Annotated in this window: 15 protein-coding genes; 13 read left to right on the top strand and 2 right to left on the bottom strand. The window is 72.8% G+C overall.

From position 1 onward, the window contains the following. The first annotated feature begins 35 nt into the window (after nucleotides 1–35). From hutU to hutI, 4 genes are read left to right on the top strand one after another with little or no spacing between them, the layout of a single operon-like run. Nucleotides 36–1,757 (top strand): urocanate hydratase, encoded by a 1,722-nt coding sequence (hutU, locus tag ACRQ4B_RS10945; RefSeq protein WP_439691476.1) that lies wholly within the window; start codon nucleotides 36–38, stop codon nucleotides 1,755–1,757. A gap of 2 nt (nucleotides 1,758–1,759) precedes the next feature. Then, nucleotides 1,760–2,983 (top strand): allantoate amidohydrolase, encoded by a 1,224-nt coding sequence (locus tag ACRQ4B_RS10950; protein WP_439691477.1) that lies wholly within the window; start codon nucleotides 1,760–1,762, stop codon nucleotides 2,981–2,983. Next, entirely contained in the window at nucleotides 2,980–4,296 is a 1,317-nt protein-coding gene (locus tag ACRQ4B_RS10955; protein WP_439691478.1) for a formimidoylglutamate deiminase, read from the top strand. Before ACRQ4B_RS10950 ends, ACRQ4B_RS10955 begins: the two co-directional genes overlap by 4 nt. Then, nucleotides 4,293–5,537, top strand: coding sequence for an imidazolonepropionase (hutI, locus tag ACRQ4B_RS10960; protein WP_439691479.1), 1,245 nt, complete (start codon nucleotides 4,293–4,295; stop codon nucleotides 5,535–5,537). Before ACRQ4B_RS10955 ends, hutI begins: the two co-directional genes overlap by 4 nt. Here the strand turns inward: hutI and ACRQ4B_RS10965 are convergent. Both ACRQ4B_RS10965 and ACRQ4B_RS10970 read right to left on the bottom strand, forming a co-directional pair. After that, nucleotides 5,506–6,648 (bottom strand): DUF475 domain-containing protein, encoded by a 1,143-nt coding sequence (locus tag ACRQ4B_RS10965; RefSeq protein ID WP_439691480.1) that lies wholly within the window; start codon nucleotides 6,646–6,648, stop codon nucleotides 5,506–5,508. The genes hutI and ACRQ4B_RS10965 overlap by 32 nt on opposite strands. 159 nt (nucleotides 6,649–6,807) lie before the next feature. Continuing rightward, nucleotides 6,808–8,376 (bottom strand): helix-turn-helix domain-containing protein, encoded by a 1,569-nt coding sequence (locus ACRQ4B_RS10970; RefSeq protein ID WP_439691481.1) that lies wholly within the window; start codon nucleotides 8,374–8,376, stop codon nucleotides 6,808–6,810. 241 nt (nucleotides 8,377–8,617) lie between these two features. On the opposite strand from ACRQ4B_RS10970, the gene ACRQ4B_RS10975 reads away from it, so the two are divergent. The 9 genes from ACRQ4B_RS10975 to ACRQ4B_RS11015 all read left to right on the top strand — a co-directional run bounded on the left by ACRQ4B_RS10975 (nucleotide 8,618) and on the right by ACRQ4B_RS11015 (nucleotide 14,748). After that, complete coding sequence (locus ACRQ4B_RS10975; RefSeq protein ID WP_439691482.1) at nucleotides 8,618–8,923, top strand: flagellar FlbD family protein; 306 nt, start codon at nucleotides 8,618–8,620, stop codon at nucleotides 8,921–8,923. Nucleotide 8,924: 1 nt separating this feature from the next. Next, nucleotides 8,925–9,752: a motility protein A gene (locus ACRQ4B_RS10980; RefSeq protein WP_439691483.1), complete on the top strand. Its 828-nt coding sequence runs from the start codon at nucleotides 8,925–8,927 to the stop codon at nucleotides 9,750–9,752. A 2-nt stretch (nucleotides 9,753–9,754) separates the two neighbouring features. Further along, nucleotides 9,755–10,684, top strand: a complete 930-nt coding sequence (locus tag ACRQ4B_RS10985; RefSeq protein ID WP_439691484.1) for an OmpA/MotB family protein — start codon at nucleotides 9,755–9,757, stop codon at nucleotides 10,682–10,684. Between the two features lie 84 nt (nucleotides 10,685–10,768). After that, entirely contained in the window at nucleotides 10,769–11,647 is an 879-nt protein-coding gene (locus tag ACRQ4B_RS10990; protein WP_439691485.1) for a flagellar motor switch protein FliM, read from the top strand. Continuing rightward, the gene (fliN, locus tag ACRQ4B_RS10995) at nucleotides 11,644–12,354 is read left to right on the top strand and encodes a flagellar motor switch protein FliN (RefSeq protein ID WP_439691486.1); all 711 of its coding nucleotides are present in this window, start codon (nucleotides 11,644–11,646) and stop codon (nucleotides 12,352–12,354) included. The genes ACRQ4B_RS10990 and fliN overlap by 4 nt, the downstream gene beginning before the upstream one ends. Before the next feature lie 8 nt (nucleotides 12,355–12,362). After that, complete coding sequence (locus ACRQ4B_RS11000) at nucleotides 12,363–12,890, top strand: FliO/MopB family protein (RefSeq protein WP_439691487.1); 528 nt, start codon at nucleotides 12,363–12,365, stop codon at nucleotides 12,888–12,890. After that, the gene (gene fliP, locus ACRQ4B_RS11005) at nucleotides 12,887–13,705 is read left to right on the top strand and encodes a flagellar type III secretion system pore protein FliP (RefSeq protein WP_439691488.1); all 819 of its coding nucleotides are present in this window, start codon (nucleotides 12,887–12,889) and stop codon (nucleotides 13,703–13,705) included. Before ACRQ4B_RS11000 ends, fliP begins: the two co-directional genes overlap by 4 nt. Before the next feature lie 9 nt (nucleotides 13,706–13,714). Then, nucleotides 13,715–13,990 carry a flagellar biosynthesis protein FliQ gene (gene fliQ / locus ACRQ4B_RS11010; protein WP_144749995.1) on the top strand — a complete coding sequence of 92 codons (276 nt, stop codon included), beginning with the start codon at nucleotides 13,715–13,717 and terminating at the stop codon, nucleotides 13,988–13,990. Then, the gene (locus ACRQ4B_RS11015) at nucleotides 13,990–14,748 is read left to right on the top strand and encodes a flagellar biosynthetic protein FliR (RefSeq protein WP_439691489.1); all 759 of its coding nucleotides are present in this window, start codon (nucleotides 13,990–13,992) and stop codon (nucleotides 14,746–14,748) included. Before fliQ ends, ACRQ4B_RS11015 begins: the two co-directional genes overlap by 1 nt. Nucleotides 14,749–14,753: the final 5 nt, after the last annotated feature.

Raw genomic sequence — 14,753 nt, forward strand, 5'->3', positions numbered from 1 at the left:
CCCCGGACGGCCCGCACACCGACGAAGGAGTCACCGTGACCGAGACAGCAGCAGACCACGCCGTATCCACCACGGACGACGATGGCCCGCGCACGGTGCGTGCCGCCCGCGGCTCCCAGCTCAGCGCGAAGAGCTGGCAGACCGAGGCCCCGCTCCGGATGCTCATGAACAACCTCGACCCCGAGGTCGCCGAGCGCCCCGAGGACCTCGTCGTCTACGGCGGGACCGGCAAGGCGGCGCGCAACTGGCGGGCGTTCGACGCGATCGTGCACGCGCTGCGCGACCTCGAGTCCGACGAGACCCTGCTGGTGCAGTCCGGCAAGCCGGTCGGGGTGTTCCGCACCCACGAGTGGGCACCGCGCGTGCTCATCGCCAACTCGAACCTCGTCGGGGACTGGGCGACCTGGCCGGAGTTCCGGAAGCTCGAGGCCGAGGGGCTGACCATGTACGGCCAGATGACCGCCGGCTCGTGGATCTACATCGGTACCCAGGGCATCCTGCAGGGCACCTACGAGACCTTCGCCGCGGTCGCCGCCGAGCTCGCGGCGAAGCGTGGCGACGACCCGGAGATGGCCTCCCTCGCCGGCACGATCACGCTCACCGGCGGCTGCGGCGGCATGGGCGGCGCGCAGCCGCTCGCGGTCACGCTGAACGGCGGCGCCGTGATCGTCGTGGACGTCGACCGCGCACGGCTCCGGCGTCGCGTCGACCACCGCTACCTGGACGAACTCGCCGACGACCTCGACGACGCGGTCGCCCGGGTCACGGCCGCCCGCGACGCGCGCCGACCGCTGTCCGTCGGGCTCGTCGGCAACGCGGCGACCGTCTTCGCGGAACTGCTGCGCCGCGGGGCGCCGATCGACGTCGTCACCGACCAGACCAGCGCGCACGACCCGCTGAGCTACCTGCCCGAGGGCTACTCCGTCGACGAGTGGGCCGCACGTGCCGAAGCCGATCCGGAGACCTTCACCGCCGACGCCCGCCGTGCCATGGCGAAGCAGGTCGATGCGATGGTCGGGTTCCAGGACGCCGGCGCCGAGGTCTTCGACTACGGCAACTCGATCCGCCGTGAGGCCGAGCTCGGCGGTTCCGAGCGGGCGTTCGCGTTCCCCGGCTTCGTGCCGGCCTACATCCGGCCGCTCTTCGCCGAGGGCAAGGGCCCGTTCCGCTGGGCCGCCCTCTCCGGCGACCCCGCCGACATCGCCGCGACCGACCGTGCGATCCTCGAACTGTTCCCGGAGGACGAGAAACTCCGCCGATGGATCACCGCCGCGGGCGAGAAGATCCAGTTCGAGGGCCTGCCCGCGCGCATCTGCTGGCTCGGCTACCAGGAGCGGCACCTCGCTGGCCTGAGGCTCAACGAGATGGTCGCCTCGGGCGAGCTCAGCGCCCCGATCGCGATCGGCCGCGACCACCTCGACTCCGGATCGGTGGCGTCCCCCTACCGCGAGACCGAGGCGATGGCGGACGGCTCCGACGCCATCGCCGACTGGCCGCTGCTGAACGCCCTGCTCAACACCGCGTCCGGGGCCACCTGGGTCTCGATCCACCACGGGGGCGGGGTCGGCATCGGCCGGTCCATCCACGCCGGCCAGGTCATCGTGGCCGACGGCACGGAGCTCGCCGGCGAGAAGATCGCGCGCGTCCTGGTGAACGACCCCGGCACCGGCGTCATGCGGCACGTCGACGCGGGCTACGAGCGCGCCGAGGAGGTCGCTCGGGAGCGCGGTCTGCGCGTCCCGATGTGGGAGGTCTGACCGTGGCGGACTCCGGCGCGACCGTGCTGCCCGGGCTGGCGGAGATCGCCGAGGTCGGGCGCGACCGGACCCGCGGCGGCTACACCCGACACCTGCTCGACGACGCCGAGCGCACCCTCCGCGACTGGTTCGTCGAGCGCGCCACCCGGCTGGGCCTCGACGTCGAACAGGACCGCAACGGCAACACCTGGGCGTGGTGGGGCGCTCCCGGACCGGACGCCTTCGTCACCGGTTCGCACCTCGACTCGGTGCCCGGCGGCGGCGCGTTCGACGGCCCGCTCGGGATCGTGTCCGCTCTCGACGCGGTCGCCCGACTGCAGGCGGCGGGCCACCGGCCGTCGCGACCGACCGCGATCGCGGTCTTCGCCGAGGAGGAGGGTTCGCGCTTCGGCGTCGCCTGCCTCGGGTCGCGCCTGCTGAGCGGCGCGATCAGCCCGGAACGCGCACTCGCGCTGACGGACGCGGACGGCACCAGCCTGCGGGACGTGCTCGCCTCCGCGGGCATCGACCCGTCCGGCGTCGGTCCGGACCCGGAGCGCCTCGCCGGCATCGGCACGTTCGTCGAGCTGCACGTCGAGCAGGGCCGCGGACTGGTGGACCTCGGCGCGCCGGTCGCACTGGCGTCGAGCATCCTCGGGCACGGTCGGTGGCGCTTCCGGTTCACCGGGCAGGGCAACCACGCCGGGGCGACGCTGATGGCGGACCGCCGGGACCCGATGGTCGCCGCGGCCGCGGTGGTCGCCGGCATCCCGGCGCTGGCCCGCATCCGCGGCGATGCCCGTGCCACCGTCGGCCGGCTCCGCTCGGTACCGGGCGGCACGAACGTCATCGCCTCGGCCGTCGAGTTCTGGCTCGATGCCCGCGCGGGCGACGACGCGGTCACGCAGGCCCTCGTCGCCGACGTCGCCGGGACCGCCCGTGCCGCGGCCGCGGCGAACGGGTGCGCCGTCGCGGTGACCGAGGAGTCCTGGTCCGCCCGCGCGGACTTCCCGGAGGGACCGCGGTCGGCGATCGACCGCGTGCTGCGCGGTGACGCGGGTCCTGTGCCCGTGCTGCCGACCGGCGCCGGGCACGACGCCGGCGTCCTGTCCGCGCACGTGCCCTCGGCGATGCTGTTCGTCCGGAACCCGACCGGGGTGTCGCACGCCCCCGAGGAGTGGTCCGACGCGGAGGACTGCGCCGCCGGGGTCGACGCCCTGACCGCCGTGATGCGGGCACTGACGTGACCGCGGTGCACTGCGCGACCGCGCTGGTCGACGGCGTGCCGGTCGACGACGTCCGGATCGGCGTCGGTCCCGACGGCCGTGTCACGACCGTCGACCAGGGCGTCCCTGCGCACCCGGGGGACCTGCGTCTGGGCACTGTGCTCGCCGGCTCGGGGAACGCGCACTCGCACGCGTTCCACCGGGTCCTCCGCGGACGGACCCACGGCGACGGCGGGGACTTCTGGCAGTGGCGCACCGCGATGTACCGGGCCGCCGGGGCCCTCGACCCGGACTCCTACCGGGCGCTCGCGGTCGGGGTGTTCGGGGAGATGCTCGCGGCCGGCTGGACCGCCGTGGGGGAGTTCCACTACGTGCACCACCGACCGGACGGCACGCCGTACGACGACCCGAACGCGATCGGGCTCGCGCTGGCGTCGGCGGCCCGCGAGGTCGGCATCCGCCTCACGCTCCTCGACACCTGCTACCTGACCGGCGCTCCGGGACGACCGCTCGCCCCGGAGCAGGAGCGGTTCGGGGACGGCACCGCTGCCGCGTGGCTCGACCGCTGGACGGCACTCCGGCAGGCGCTCGGTGGCGACCCGCTCGTGACGGTCGGCGCGGCGGTGCACTCCGTCCGCGCGGTCAGCCCCGAGGACGTCGCCGTCATCGCCCGGGAGCTACCGGAGCACGTGCCGCTGCACGTGCACCTGTCCGAGCAGCCCGCCGAGAACGCGCAGAGCCTCGCGGCCTGGGGTGCTCGTCCGACCCGCGTGCTCGCCGACGCCGGCGCGCTGTCCACTCGCCTCAGTGTCGTGCACGCGACACACCTCGACGACGACGAGATCGGGCTCCTCGGCGGCGCCGAAGTCACCGCGGTGCTCTGCCCGACGACCGAGGCCGACCTCGGGGACGGCATCGGACCGGCCCGACGGCTCGCGGACGCGGGGGCGACTATCGCGCTCGGATCCGACCAGAACGCCGTCGTCGACCCGTTCCTGGAGGTCCGGGGGCTGGAAGCGGGCGAACGACTGGGCGCACGACGTCGGGGCGTGTTCACGCCCGCCGAGCTCGACGCCGCACGCAGCACGGCGGGCTACCGGTCGCTCGGGCTGCCCGGCGGCATCGCGGTCGGAGCGCCCTGTGACCTGGTCGAGGTCGACGCGTCGAGCGTCCGGACGACGGGCTCCGCCCTGTCGCAGCTCGTCCTCACCGCCACCGCGTCGGACGTCCGGCGCGTCGTGGTCGGCGGGGTCGTCCGCGCCACGGGCAGCAGACTGGTCGACGGTCGCGCGCCCGCGGACCTGCTGACGACCTGGACGGAGGCCCACCGGTGACCAGTGAACTCATCACCGACGTCGGGGAACTGCGCACCGTCGACCCGCGGGACGCGGACGGGACGGGCGACGCCGCGGCCGCCGCGGTCGTCCGCACCGACCAGGCGCTCGTGGTCGAGGACGGCCGCGTGGTCTGGATCGGCGCCCGTGCGGACGCCCCGGCGGCGGACGTCCGCACCAGCGTCGGCGGGCGGACGGTCCTGCCCGGCTGGGTGGACTCGCACACGCACCTCGTGTTCGCCGGCGACCGCTCGACGGAGTTCGTCGACCGGATGGCCGGCCGACCGTACGCCGCGGGCGGGATCCTGACGACCGTCCGGGCGACCCGTGCGGCGAGCACGCCGGACCTGTTGGCCCGGGCCCGGTCGATCGTCGACGGCGCCGTCGCGCAGGGCACCACGACGATCGAGGCGAAGACGGGGTACGGGCTGGCCGTCGCCGCCGAGGAACGCCTCGCCCGGATCGCCGCCGAGGTCGCCGACGTCGTCACCTTCCTCGGCGCGCACGTCGTGCCCGACGGCGTCGACCGTGCCGCGTACCTCGACCAGGTGACCGGCCCGATGCTCGCCGCCGTTGCGCCGTACGCGCAGTTCGTCGACGTGTTCTGCGAGGACGGGGCCTTCAGCCCAGAGGAGTCCCGCCGCGTCCTCCTCGCCGGACGCCGGGCCGGCCTCGGGCTCCGCGTGCACGGGAACCAGCTCGGCGAGAGCGGCGGGGTGGCCCTCGCGGTGGAGCTCGGCGCCGCGAGCGTCGACCACTGCAACCACCTGTCGGACGCCGACGTCGATGCCCTCGCGGGGTCGTCGACCGTCGCCACGCTGCTGCCCGCGTGCGACCTGTCCACTCGGGCGCCGTTCGCGCCGGCGCGGCGGCTGGTCGACGCGGGCGTCCGGATCGCCCTGGCGACGAACTGCAACCCGGGGACCTCGTTCACGTCCTCGGTGCAGTTCCAGGTCGCCACGTCCGTGCTGCAGCAGCAGCTCACGCTCGAGGAGGCCCTCGGCGCGGCCACCCTCGGCGGAGCAGCTGCCCTCGGACGCGACCGCGGCGACGACGCCGTCGGCAGCCTGCGGGTCGGCGGACCGGCCGACCTGCAGGTGCTCGACGCCCCCACCGCCGCGCACATCGCCTACCGCCCGGGGACGCCCCTGACGGTCGCGACCTGGCGCCGCGGCGTCCGCGCCGCCGTGCCCGTCACGCCCGTGCCCGTCACCCCCGAGCGGTCCGGGCCCGGCCGGTGAGCCCGCGCCGGGCCCGCCGCCACCACGCCCGCCACGGCAGGGACGTCGCCAGTGCCAGGCCGATCACGACGCTGCCGAACCAGCCGACGACCACACCGGGGATCGGTAGGAGCAGGCTCGTCCAGAGCAGCACCGACAGGACACCGAGCACGTAGGCCGCGCCGGCCTTGAGGTAGCGGAGCCGCCGCAGACCCGCAGCCTCGTCGAGTCGCGAGGTCAACCGCGCCAGGAACACCGCGCCGACCCCGATCGCCGCCACCGCCACGGCCGCCTGCTCGACCGCGCCGAGCCCGTCGGTTCCGGACACGCCGGAGCCGGACAGGCTGTACACGCCGTCGAGGATCTCGAACAGCATGAAGACGACGAGCCCGCGTTCGAAGACGACCGTCGATGCGTGGACGTGGATCCGCCAGGCCCCGCGACCGACCCCGATCGACGCGGTGTCGGTCCCGGTCCGACCGTGCAGCGACCACGCCGCGAGCTGCTTCGACCCGAGGTACGCGCCGATGCCGACCGCGCCGCCGAGCACCACCGGCAGGACCCCACCCGGCGCCCACCCGCGGTCCGCGCCCACCAGCGTCGCGGTCAGCGCGACCCCCGCGCCGGCGGTGACCAGCGACCAGACGCGAGGACGCGCGACTCGGGCGAGCCGTGCCTCCAGGCGGCCCAACCAGGACCGTCGGGACGTACGGTCTGTGTTGAAGAGGTACTCCGCGAACACGAGCCAGATGAACGCGGCGCCGAAGGCGGCGAGTCCCGGGCGCACCTCGGCCAGGTGCGCCGAGAACGACCCGGGCTCGAAGACGGCCTCGCCCACCGAGCTCGCCGGGTCGGTCGCGTCCCCCACCGCCACGGCGGCCGGCGGCAGCAGCAGCCGCATCGCCAGCACGCCCGCGACGATGCCGAGCGAGAGGAACAGCCGACGGGCCGGCGAGTGCAGCCGGCCCGCGATGCCGGCCATCGGCACCGACGAGTCCGCCGCCATCGCGATCTCGAGGAGCGCGAGCGCGACGAACGCGAGCGCCGCCGCCGGGCCGAGCACGGACCACGCGACGGCGGCCGCGGCGACGGTGGTGAGGAGCGGGACGGTCAGGAGCGATCTCGTGGCCATCAGCCCATGCAGCACCCGCGGCCTGGGCGGCGGGTGGAGCGCTCCTGGGCATCGGCCTGGAGGCACCGGTCGGTTCCCGTGGACGGGTGACGGCCCGTCCCCACTTGCGGGGACGGGCCGTCGGTGCGCGTCGTGCGCGTGTCGCCGGGTGGGGCGGCCTCAGTCGTGGAAGGTCTCGATGGAGGCACCGAGGGAGTTGAGCCGCTCCTGGAGCTGCTCGTAACCACGGGCGATGATGCCGACGTTGCGGAGGACGCTCTCGCCCTTCGCCGCGAGCATCGCCAACAGGATGACCACGGCGGGCCGCAGTGCGGGCGGGCAGCTCACCTCGGCACCGGAGAAGTGCGTCGGTCCGGTGACGTCCAGTCGGTGCGGGTCGCGCAGGGTGACGCTCGCGCCGAGGCGGGTCAGGTCGAGCAGGTGGATCGCCCGGCCCTCGTAGACCCAGTCGTGCACGAGCGTGGTGCCCTCGGCCATCGCCGCGATGACGACGAAGAACGGCAGGTTGTCGATGTTGAGGCCCGGGAACGGCATCGCGTGGATCTTGTCGATCGGGGCGTGCAGGTCGGACGGGTGCACCGTGATGTCGACCAGCCGGGTGCGACCGTTCGCGGCGGCGTACTCCGCCGAGACGTCGAAGCGCAGCCCCATCTCGGCCAGGGTCGCGAGCTCGATCTCCAGGAACTCGATCGGCGCCCGGGTGACCGTGAGGGTCGAGGACGTCACGATGCCCGCGGTCAGCAGGCTCATCGCCTCGACCGGGTCCTCGCTCGGCCAGTAGTCGACGACCTCGTCGATGCGGCTCTTGCCGGTGATGCGGAGCGTGGTGGTGCCGATGCCCTCGACCTGCACGCCGAGCAGCTCGAGGAAGAAGCACAGGTCCTGCACCATGTAGTTCGGGCTGGCGTTCCGGATGACGGTCTCGCCGTCGCGGGCGGCGGCGGCGAGGATCGCGTTCTCGGTCACGGTGTCGCCGCGCTCGGTGAGGACGATCGACTTCGTCGGGACCTCGGTGTTCGCCACGTCGACCTCGTACCAGCCCGAGGTGGCCTCGACGTCGACGCCGAAGGGTCGGAGGGCGATGAGGTGCGGTTCGACCGTCCGGGTACCGAGGTCGCAACCGCCGGCGTACGGCAGGCGGAACTGCTCGTAGCGCCCGCTCAGCGGGCCGAGGAACATCAGGACGCTGCGGGTGCGGCGGGCGGCGTCGGCGTCGATGGCGTCGAGCTTCAGGTCCGCCGGCGCGACGATCTCCAGCGTCTCGCCGTCCTCCGACCACGTGACGGTCGCGCCGAGGCTGCGGAGGACGTCGATGATGCGGTCGACCTCGACGATCCGCGCGACCTTGTGCAGTCGGGTGACGCCCCGGTTGAGGAGCGAGGCGCACAGCAGGGCGACCGCGGCGTTCTTGCTGGAGTTCACCGCGATGGAGCCGCTGAGCTTCCTGCCGCCCTGCACCCGAAGGTGCGCGCGCTGCGGGGCGCCGCCGATCGAGACGATCTGCTGGTCGAGGGCGTCGCTGATGCGGGTGAGCATCTCGAGGGACAGGTTCTGGCCGCCCTGCTCGATGCGGTTGATCGCGCTCTGGCTGGTGCCGACGCGTTCGGCGAGCTGGGCCTGCGTCATGCTGCGGCCCTTGCGGGCGCCCCGGATCAGGGCGCCGACCTCGCGGAGCGGTGCCGGCGTGGCCGTGGCGGCCGGCGTGGCGACGGTGGTGGTGTCGGACATGGCGCCAACGTAACACGCTCATGAGATAAAATCCGGGGAGCAACGCCCAGGATTCTCCCCGTCGCAGCGGGAATACACCGTCTGTGAGACTTTACGCGGCGGTTGTTGCCGAGGCACCGACTCTGCGAGCGACCGGCCTAACGCCCCGCGCCGGTCCGCCGATAGTCCTCGGTGCAGCCCACGGACGGGCCGCATCCCGCCCCACGGACGGCGGCGGGACGATCGAGAACCAGGACGGGCCATGATCGTCGTCACACGACTCAACGGCAGCGCATTCGCTGTCAACCCCGATCTCGTGGAGCGCATCCAGGAGACGCCGGACACGACGCTCATCATGGTCGACGGCGCCAAGTACATCGTGCGCGAGTCCCTGGCCGACGTCATCGACCTGATCGCCGCGTACCGGGCCCGCATCGTCGGCATGGCCTACGGCACGGACGCGGGCGCCCGGGACGCCACCGGCCCGCAGCCGACCCTGGCGCCCGTCGCCCCGATCCACGCCGTCCCCACCGACCCGGCACCCCGCACGCAGGACGGGGGACGCTGACGTGGACATCGCAACGATCATCGGCATCCTCGTCGCCTTCGGTGCCCTGTTCGGCATGGTCGAGATGGAGCACGTCGAGCTCGGGGGACTGTTCCTGCCCGCGCCGATGCTCCTCGTGTTCGGCGCCACCATCGGCTGCGGCATCGCGAGCACCACCCTGAAGGACGCCATCGCGAGCTTCAAGGCGGTCCCCAAGGCCTTCACCGGCAAGGTCACCCCGCCGCAGTCGGTCATCGACGACGTCGTGGGCCTCGCCGAGACCGCACGGGCGAACGGTCTGCTCGCGCTCGAGCAGGAGGCCGACAAGCACGACGACCCGTTCATGAAGAAGGCGCTGCAGAACATCGCCGACGGCACCGACGGCGACGAACTGCGGATCCTGCTCGAGGACGAGATCGAGTCGAACGCCGCCCCGGTCCGGAGCGCGAGCGCGTTCTTCATGGGCCTCGGCGGCTTCGCGCCCACCGTCGGCATCATCGGCACGGTCGTGTCGCTGACGCACGTCCTGGCGAACCTCGGCAAGCCCGACGAGCTCGGCCCCCTCATCGCGAGCGCCTTCGTGGCGACGCTCTGGGGTCTCCTCACCGCGAACTTCCTCTGGCTCCCGATCGGCGGCAAGCTCCGCAAGCTCGCGCAGCTCGAGGCCGACCGGCAGACCCTGCTCATGGAGGGGCTGCTCGCGGTACAGGCCGGCAGCCAGCCCAGACTGCTCGGCGAACGGCTCACCGCGATGGTGCCGCCGGCGTTCCGCGGTGACACCAAGGGCCGCAAGGCCAAGGCCGGCAAGGGCGGCGACGCGGACGTCGACGACCAGCAGCTGGCGGCCTGACGATGAGCGCGAACCCCCGGGGACGCGGCCGCGGCCGGTCGAAGAAGTCCCACGACGAGGCCGAGCACCCCGACGAGCGGTGGATGGCGTCCTACATGGACATGATCACGGTGCTGATGTGCATGTTCCTCGTGCTGTTCGCCATGTCGACGGTCGACCAGCAGAAGTACATCGCCCTGAAGAACTCGCTCGCCACCGGCTTCGGCGAGGTCAAGTCGCAGAAGGTCGACACGGCGTCCGGCACCGTCGTCACGAAGGACGAGGTCGAGGACGGCTCCGGCTACTCCGTCGACAAGTCGCACGCCGACCACTCCACGGCGTCGTCGGGCACCAAGGACACGAACGTCGACCCGGCGTCGACGGTGGTGCCGACGACCGCGACGAAGGCCGACCTGGCGGCGGCACAGCAGGAGCTCGACGACCTCACGGCCATCGAGGCGGCGATCAAGGGCAACCTCGCGAAGGCCGGGCAGACCGCCAACGTGCAGTTCACGGTCGACGCCCGCGGCCTGACCGTCCGACTCGTCGGCAGCGAGACGTACTTCACGACGAACAGCGCCGACCTGTCCGACCAGGCGAAGCGCATCATGGACGCGATCGCGCCGGTGCTGAGGACGAGCAGCCACGACGTCAGCGTCGAGGGACACGCCGACCAGCGGAACTCGACCGCCCCCTACGCGACGAACTGGGAGCTCAGCGCGGCGCGCGCGACCGGGGTGCTGCGGGACCTCGTCGAGCGGGGCGGCATGCCGGCGGACCACGTCCAGAGCGTCGGGTTCGGGTCGAGTCGGCCGCTCGCGAAGGGCGGGACCGACGCCGACCTCACCCTGAACCGTCGGGTCGACATCGTGGTGCTGTCGAACCAGGACCAGGACGTCAGTGCGCTGATGCCGGCACTCGCGAAGGCGCAGGACGGAGCGCGCCAGGGCTGACGCCCGATCACGACGACACGACGACCGCCCCAGAAGAGGGGCCAGCACTGACGGGTGCGCACCGGCGGACCGATAGACGCACCCGTGACCGAGACCCTGCCAGCGCCCGAGGTGTACGACTTCGCGCGCCCGTCGACGCTCGCCCGCGAGCACGCCCGGGTCCTCGAGCTCGCCTTCGAGACGTTCGCGCGCCAGTGGGGCACGCAGCTCACCGCGAAGGTCCGCGCCGTCAGCCAGGTCACCTGCGAGCAGGTCCAGATGACGACGTACGACGAGTACGCCGCCTCGCTGCCCGCGCTGACGGGCATGGTGCTGCTGCCGATCGCCGACGTCACCCCGAAGGGCGTGCTGCAGGTCCCGCTCGACGCCGCCCTGACCTGGGTCTCGCACGCGCTCGGTGCGTCGAAGCCGTTGCCGACGCCGGACCGCACGTTCACCCCGATCGAGCAGGCCCTCGTGCGGAAGATCGTCGAGGACGCCCTCGACGACCTCCGGTACTCGTTCGGTGGCCTGCTCGCGCACGACGTCGCCGCCGGCGGCTTCCAGTTCAACTCGCAGTTCGCCCAGGCCGCCCAGAAGGGCGACCTGATGATCGTCGCGTCGTTCACGATCCGCGTCGGTGACCGCGTCGCCCCCGGCACGCTGGCGCTGCCTGCCGAGGCCGTCCTCCCGCAGCTCGGCGAGGCCGCCACCCAGGTGTCGTCCGCCGACGCCCGGGTCCTGGTGGACGCGCAGCTCGCCGGCGTCCCGGTCGGCGTGAGCCTCCGCTTCGCGCCCGCGACGGTGCTGCCGTCGCAGGTGCTCCGGTTGGCCGTCGGCGACGTCCTGCCGCTGCCGCACCCGCAGCACCGCCCCCTCACCATCGCGGTCGACGGCGAGCCCGTCGGCACCGCCGCCGTCGGCGCGAACGGCTCGCGCCTCGCCGGCATCGTCGTCACCACCACATCGGAGCCCAGCGCATGACCGTCACGACCACCCTCCACACGCAGGCGGCCGAGGCCCTCGCCGCGCAGCTCCCGACGGCGGTCCCGCTGGCAGCGGTGGCCCAGCCTGGAGGCGCGACCCCCGTCGCCCTCGAAGCAGCCGGCGACGCGGTGGTCGCGTCGTTCGTCGGCGGCCTGTCGGCCGACCTCGTGCTCGTGCTCACCGACCTCGAGTCCGTCGCGGCCGCCGGCAGCACCGAGCACGGGATCGTCGACGTCACCGACGTGCTGCGTCCGTCGCTCGAGGCCGCGGCCGGCGTGCTCGGCGTCGGCGTGCTCGGGGACGCCCGGCGGGAGTCGGCCTCGGCCCTCCTGGCCGACCCGGACACCGTGGTGTTCGAACTCACCGGCGGCGGGCTCCCCGGGGGCTGGTTCGCCCTCCGGGTCCGCAAGAACGGCACCGTCTCGGCCGCCGCGTCGGCCGTGCCGTCCGTGCCGGCCGGCAACCTCGGCCGGATCAACAACGTCGAGATGACCCTGACGGTCGAGATCGGCCGCACCCGGATGTCGGTCCGCGACGTGCTCGGCATGGAGCCGGGCGCGGTCGTCGAACTCGACCGCAGTGCGGGTGCCCCCGCCGACGTCCTGCTGAACGGTCGGCTCATCGCGCACGGCGAGGTCGTCGTCGTGGACCAGGACTACGCGGTCCGCATCACGAAGATCCTCGACGTCGCCGAGAGCGTCTGAGCCCGGCCGTGGACACGCTCGTCATCACCCTCCGCGTCGCGCTCTCGCTCGGCGTCGTGCTCGCCCTGATGTGGGTGCTGCACCGACGCATGGCGAAGAGCGGCTTCGGCGCGGGCCGGACCAAGGGCCGTCGTTCGGCCTCGGTCGAGGTCGTCGCCCGGCAGGGCATCGGCGGGAAGGCGAGCGTGGTCGTGGTCGACGTGGAGGGGGAGCGGCTCGTGCTCGGGGTCTCCGAGCACGGCGTGAACCTCCTCACGAGCGGGCAGGCGCCGGCACCCGAGCTGACCATCGTCACCGGACCGGTGCAGCTGCCCGTGCGTCCGACGCCGTCGGCCGACGCGTTCCGTCAGGAACTGGCGCAGCAGACGGCGGCCGCGCCGTTCCTCCCGTCCGACGCGGCGGAGCCGCTCCCGATGCGTCCCCGGAACCGCGACCGGCGCGCCGTCCAGACGTCCGCGCAGCTGCAGGGCTCGATCCTGTCCGCCGACACCTGGCGGCAGGCCGCCGCCGCGCTCCGGAACCGGCGGGCCGGGTGACCGCGGCGCGGACCGGACGCCTCATCGCCCTCCTGCTGCTGGGGGTGACGGTCGTGGCCGGCTTCCTCATGCTCACCGCGACCGGTGCGCACGCCGCGGGCGTCGTGCAGCCCACCGCTCCCGCCACCCCGACCCCGCCGTCGACCGGTGACTTCAGCGTCAGCGTGAACGGCCCGGACGGGACCCCGTCGTCCGCCGTGGTCACGCTCATCGGCATCACGCTGCTCAGCGTCGCCCCGGCGCTCATGCTCATGATGACGTCGTTCACGAAGATCTTCGTCGTCCTCGCGATGACCCGGAACGCGCTCGCGCTGCAGTCGATCCCGCCGAACCAGGTGCTCGCCGGCCTGGCCCTGTTCCTGTCGCTGTTCGTGATGGCGCCGGTGCTCGGGCACATCAACGACGACGCGCTGCAGCCCTACCTGGCCGGACACCTCGACTTCAACCAGGCCGTCGAGATCGGCACGAAGCCGCTGCGGACCTTCATGCTGCACCAGACCCGCGAGGAGGACGTGGCGCTCATCACCCGCGCCGCCGGTCAGGACAACCCGAAGTCGATGGCCGACGTGCCGATGACCACGGTGATCCCGGCGTTCGTGATCTCGGAGTTGCGGAGCGCGTTCATCATCGGGTTCGTCATCTTCATCCCGTTCCTCGTCATCGACCTCGTCGTCTCCGCGGCCCTCATGTCGATGGGCATGATGATGCTCCCGCCGGTGATGATCTCGCTCCCGTTCAAGATCCTGCTGTTCGTCCTGGTGGACGGCTGGGGGCTCATCATCAAGTCGCTCATCGAGAGCTACCACGTTGTCTAAGGGGCAGGCATGAACCAGCAGGCCGTCATCGACCTCACGCTGCAGGCGCTCCTGGTGTCCGCGAAGCTCGCCGCGCCGGTCCTCGTGACCTCGCTCGTCGTCGGCTTCGCGATCTCGCTGTTCCAGTCGGTCACCCAGATCCAGGAGGTCACGCTCTCCTTCGTGCCGAAGGCCGTCGCGGTCGCCATCGCCCTGGTCGTCTGCGGCAACTGGATGATCTCCGAGATGGTGGCGTTCACGCACGTGGCCTTCGACATGATCCCGAAGCTCCTGGGGACCGCCTGATGGAGCTGACGATCGACGGTGACCGCCTCGAGGCGACGATGCTCGCCGGGGTCCGGCTCGTGGCGTTCTTCGTCATCGCGCCGCCGTTCTCGTACCGGGCGTTCCCCGCGACCGTGAAGGTCATCCTCGGACTCGGTCTGGCGATCGGCGTCGCGCCGCGCGTCGCCGAGGGGTACCACTCGCTCGACACCGGGCCGTTCCTGCTCGCGCTCCTCACGCAGCTCGTCGTCGGGCTCGCCCTCGGGTTCCTGGTGTTCCTGGTGTTCGCCGCGGTGCAGTCGGCCGGTGCGCTCATCGACCTGTTCGGCGGGTTCACCCTGGCGCAGGCGTACGACCCGCAGTCGCAGGTCAACGGCGCGCAGTTCACCCGGCTGTTCCAGATGGCGTCGCTCGCGCTCCTGTTCGCGTCCGGCGGCTACCAGCTCATCGTCGCGGGACTCGTGCGGTCGTTCGACGCGGTGCCGCTGACCGGGACCTTCGAGCTGGGCGGACTCGCCTCGGTGCTCGTCACCGCGCTGTCGCGGATGTTCCTGTCGTCGCTGCAGATCGCCGGACCGCTCGTCGTCGTGCTCTTCCTCGCCGACGTCGGCCTCGGGCTGCTCACCCGTGTCGCCCCGGCGCTCAACGCGTTCCAGATGGGCTTCCCGATCAAGATCGGTCTGACCGTCGTCTTCGCCGGTGCCCTCTTCATGGCGCTGCCGTCCGTGGTGTCCTCGCTCACCGGCGACGCCGTGGCCGCGATCACGGGACGGGGGTGACCGAC

It is taken from the genome of Curtobacterium sp. SP.BCo, assembly GCF_051903265.1.
Lineage (GTDB): Bacteria > Actinomycetota > Actinomycetes > Actinomycetales > Microbacteriaceae > Curtobacterium.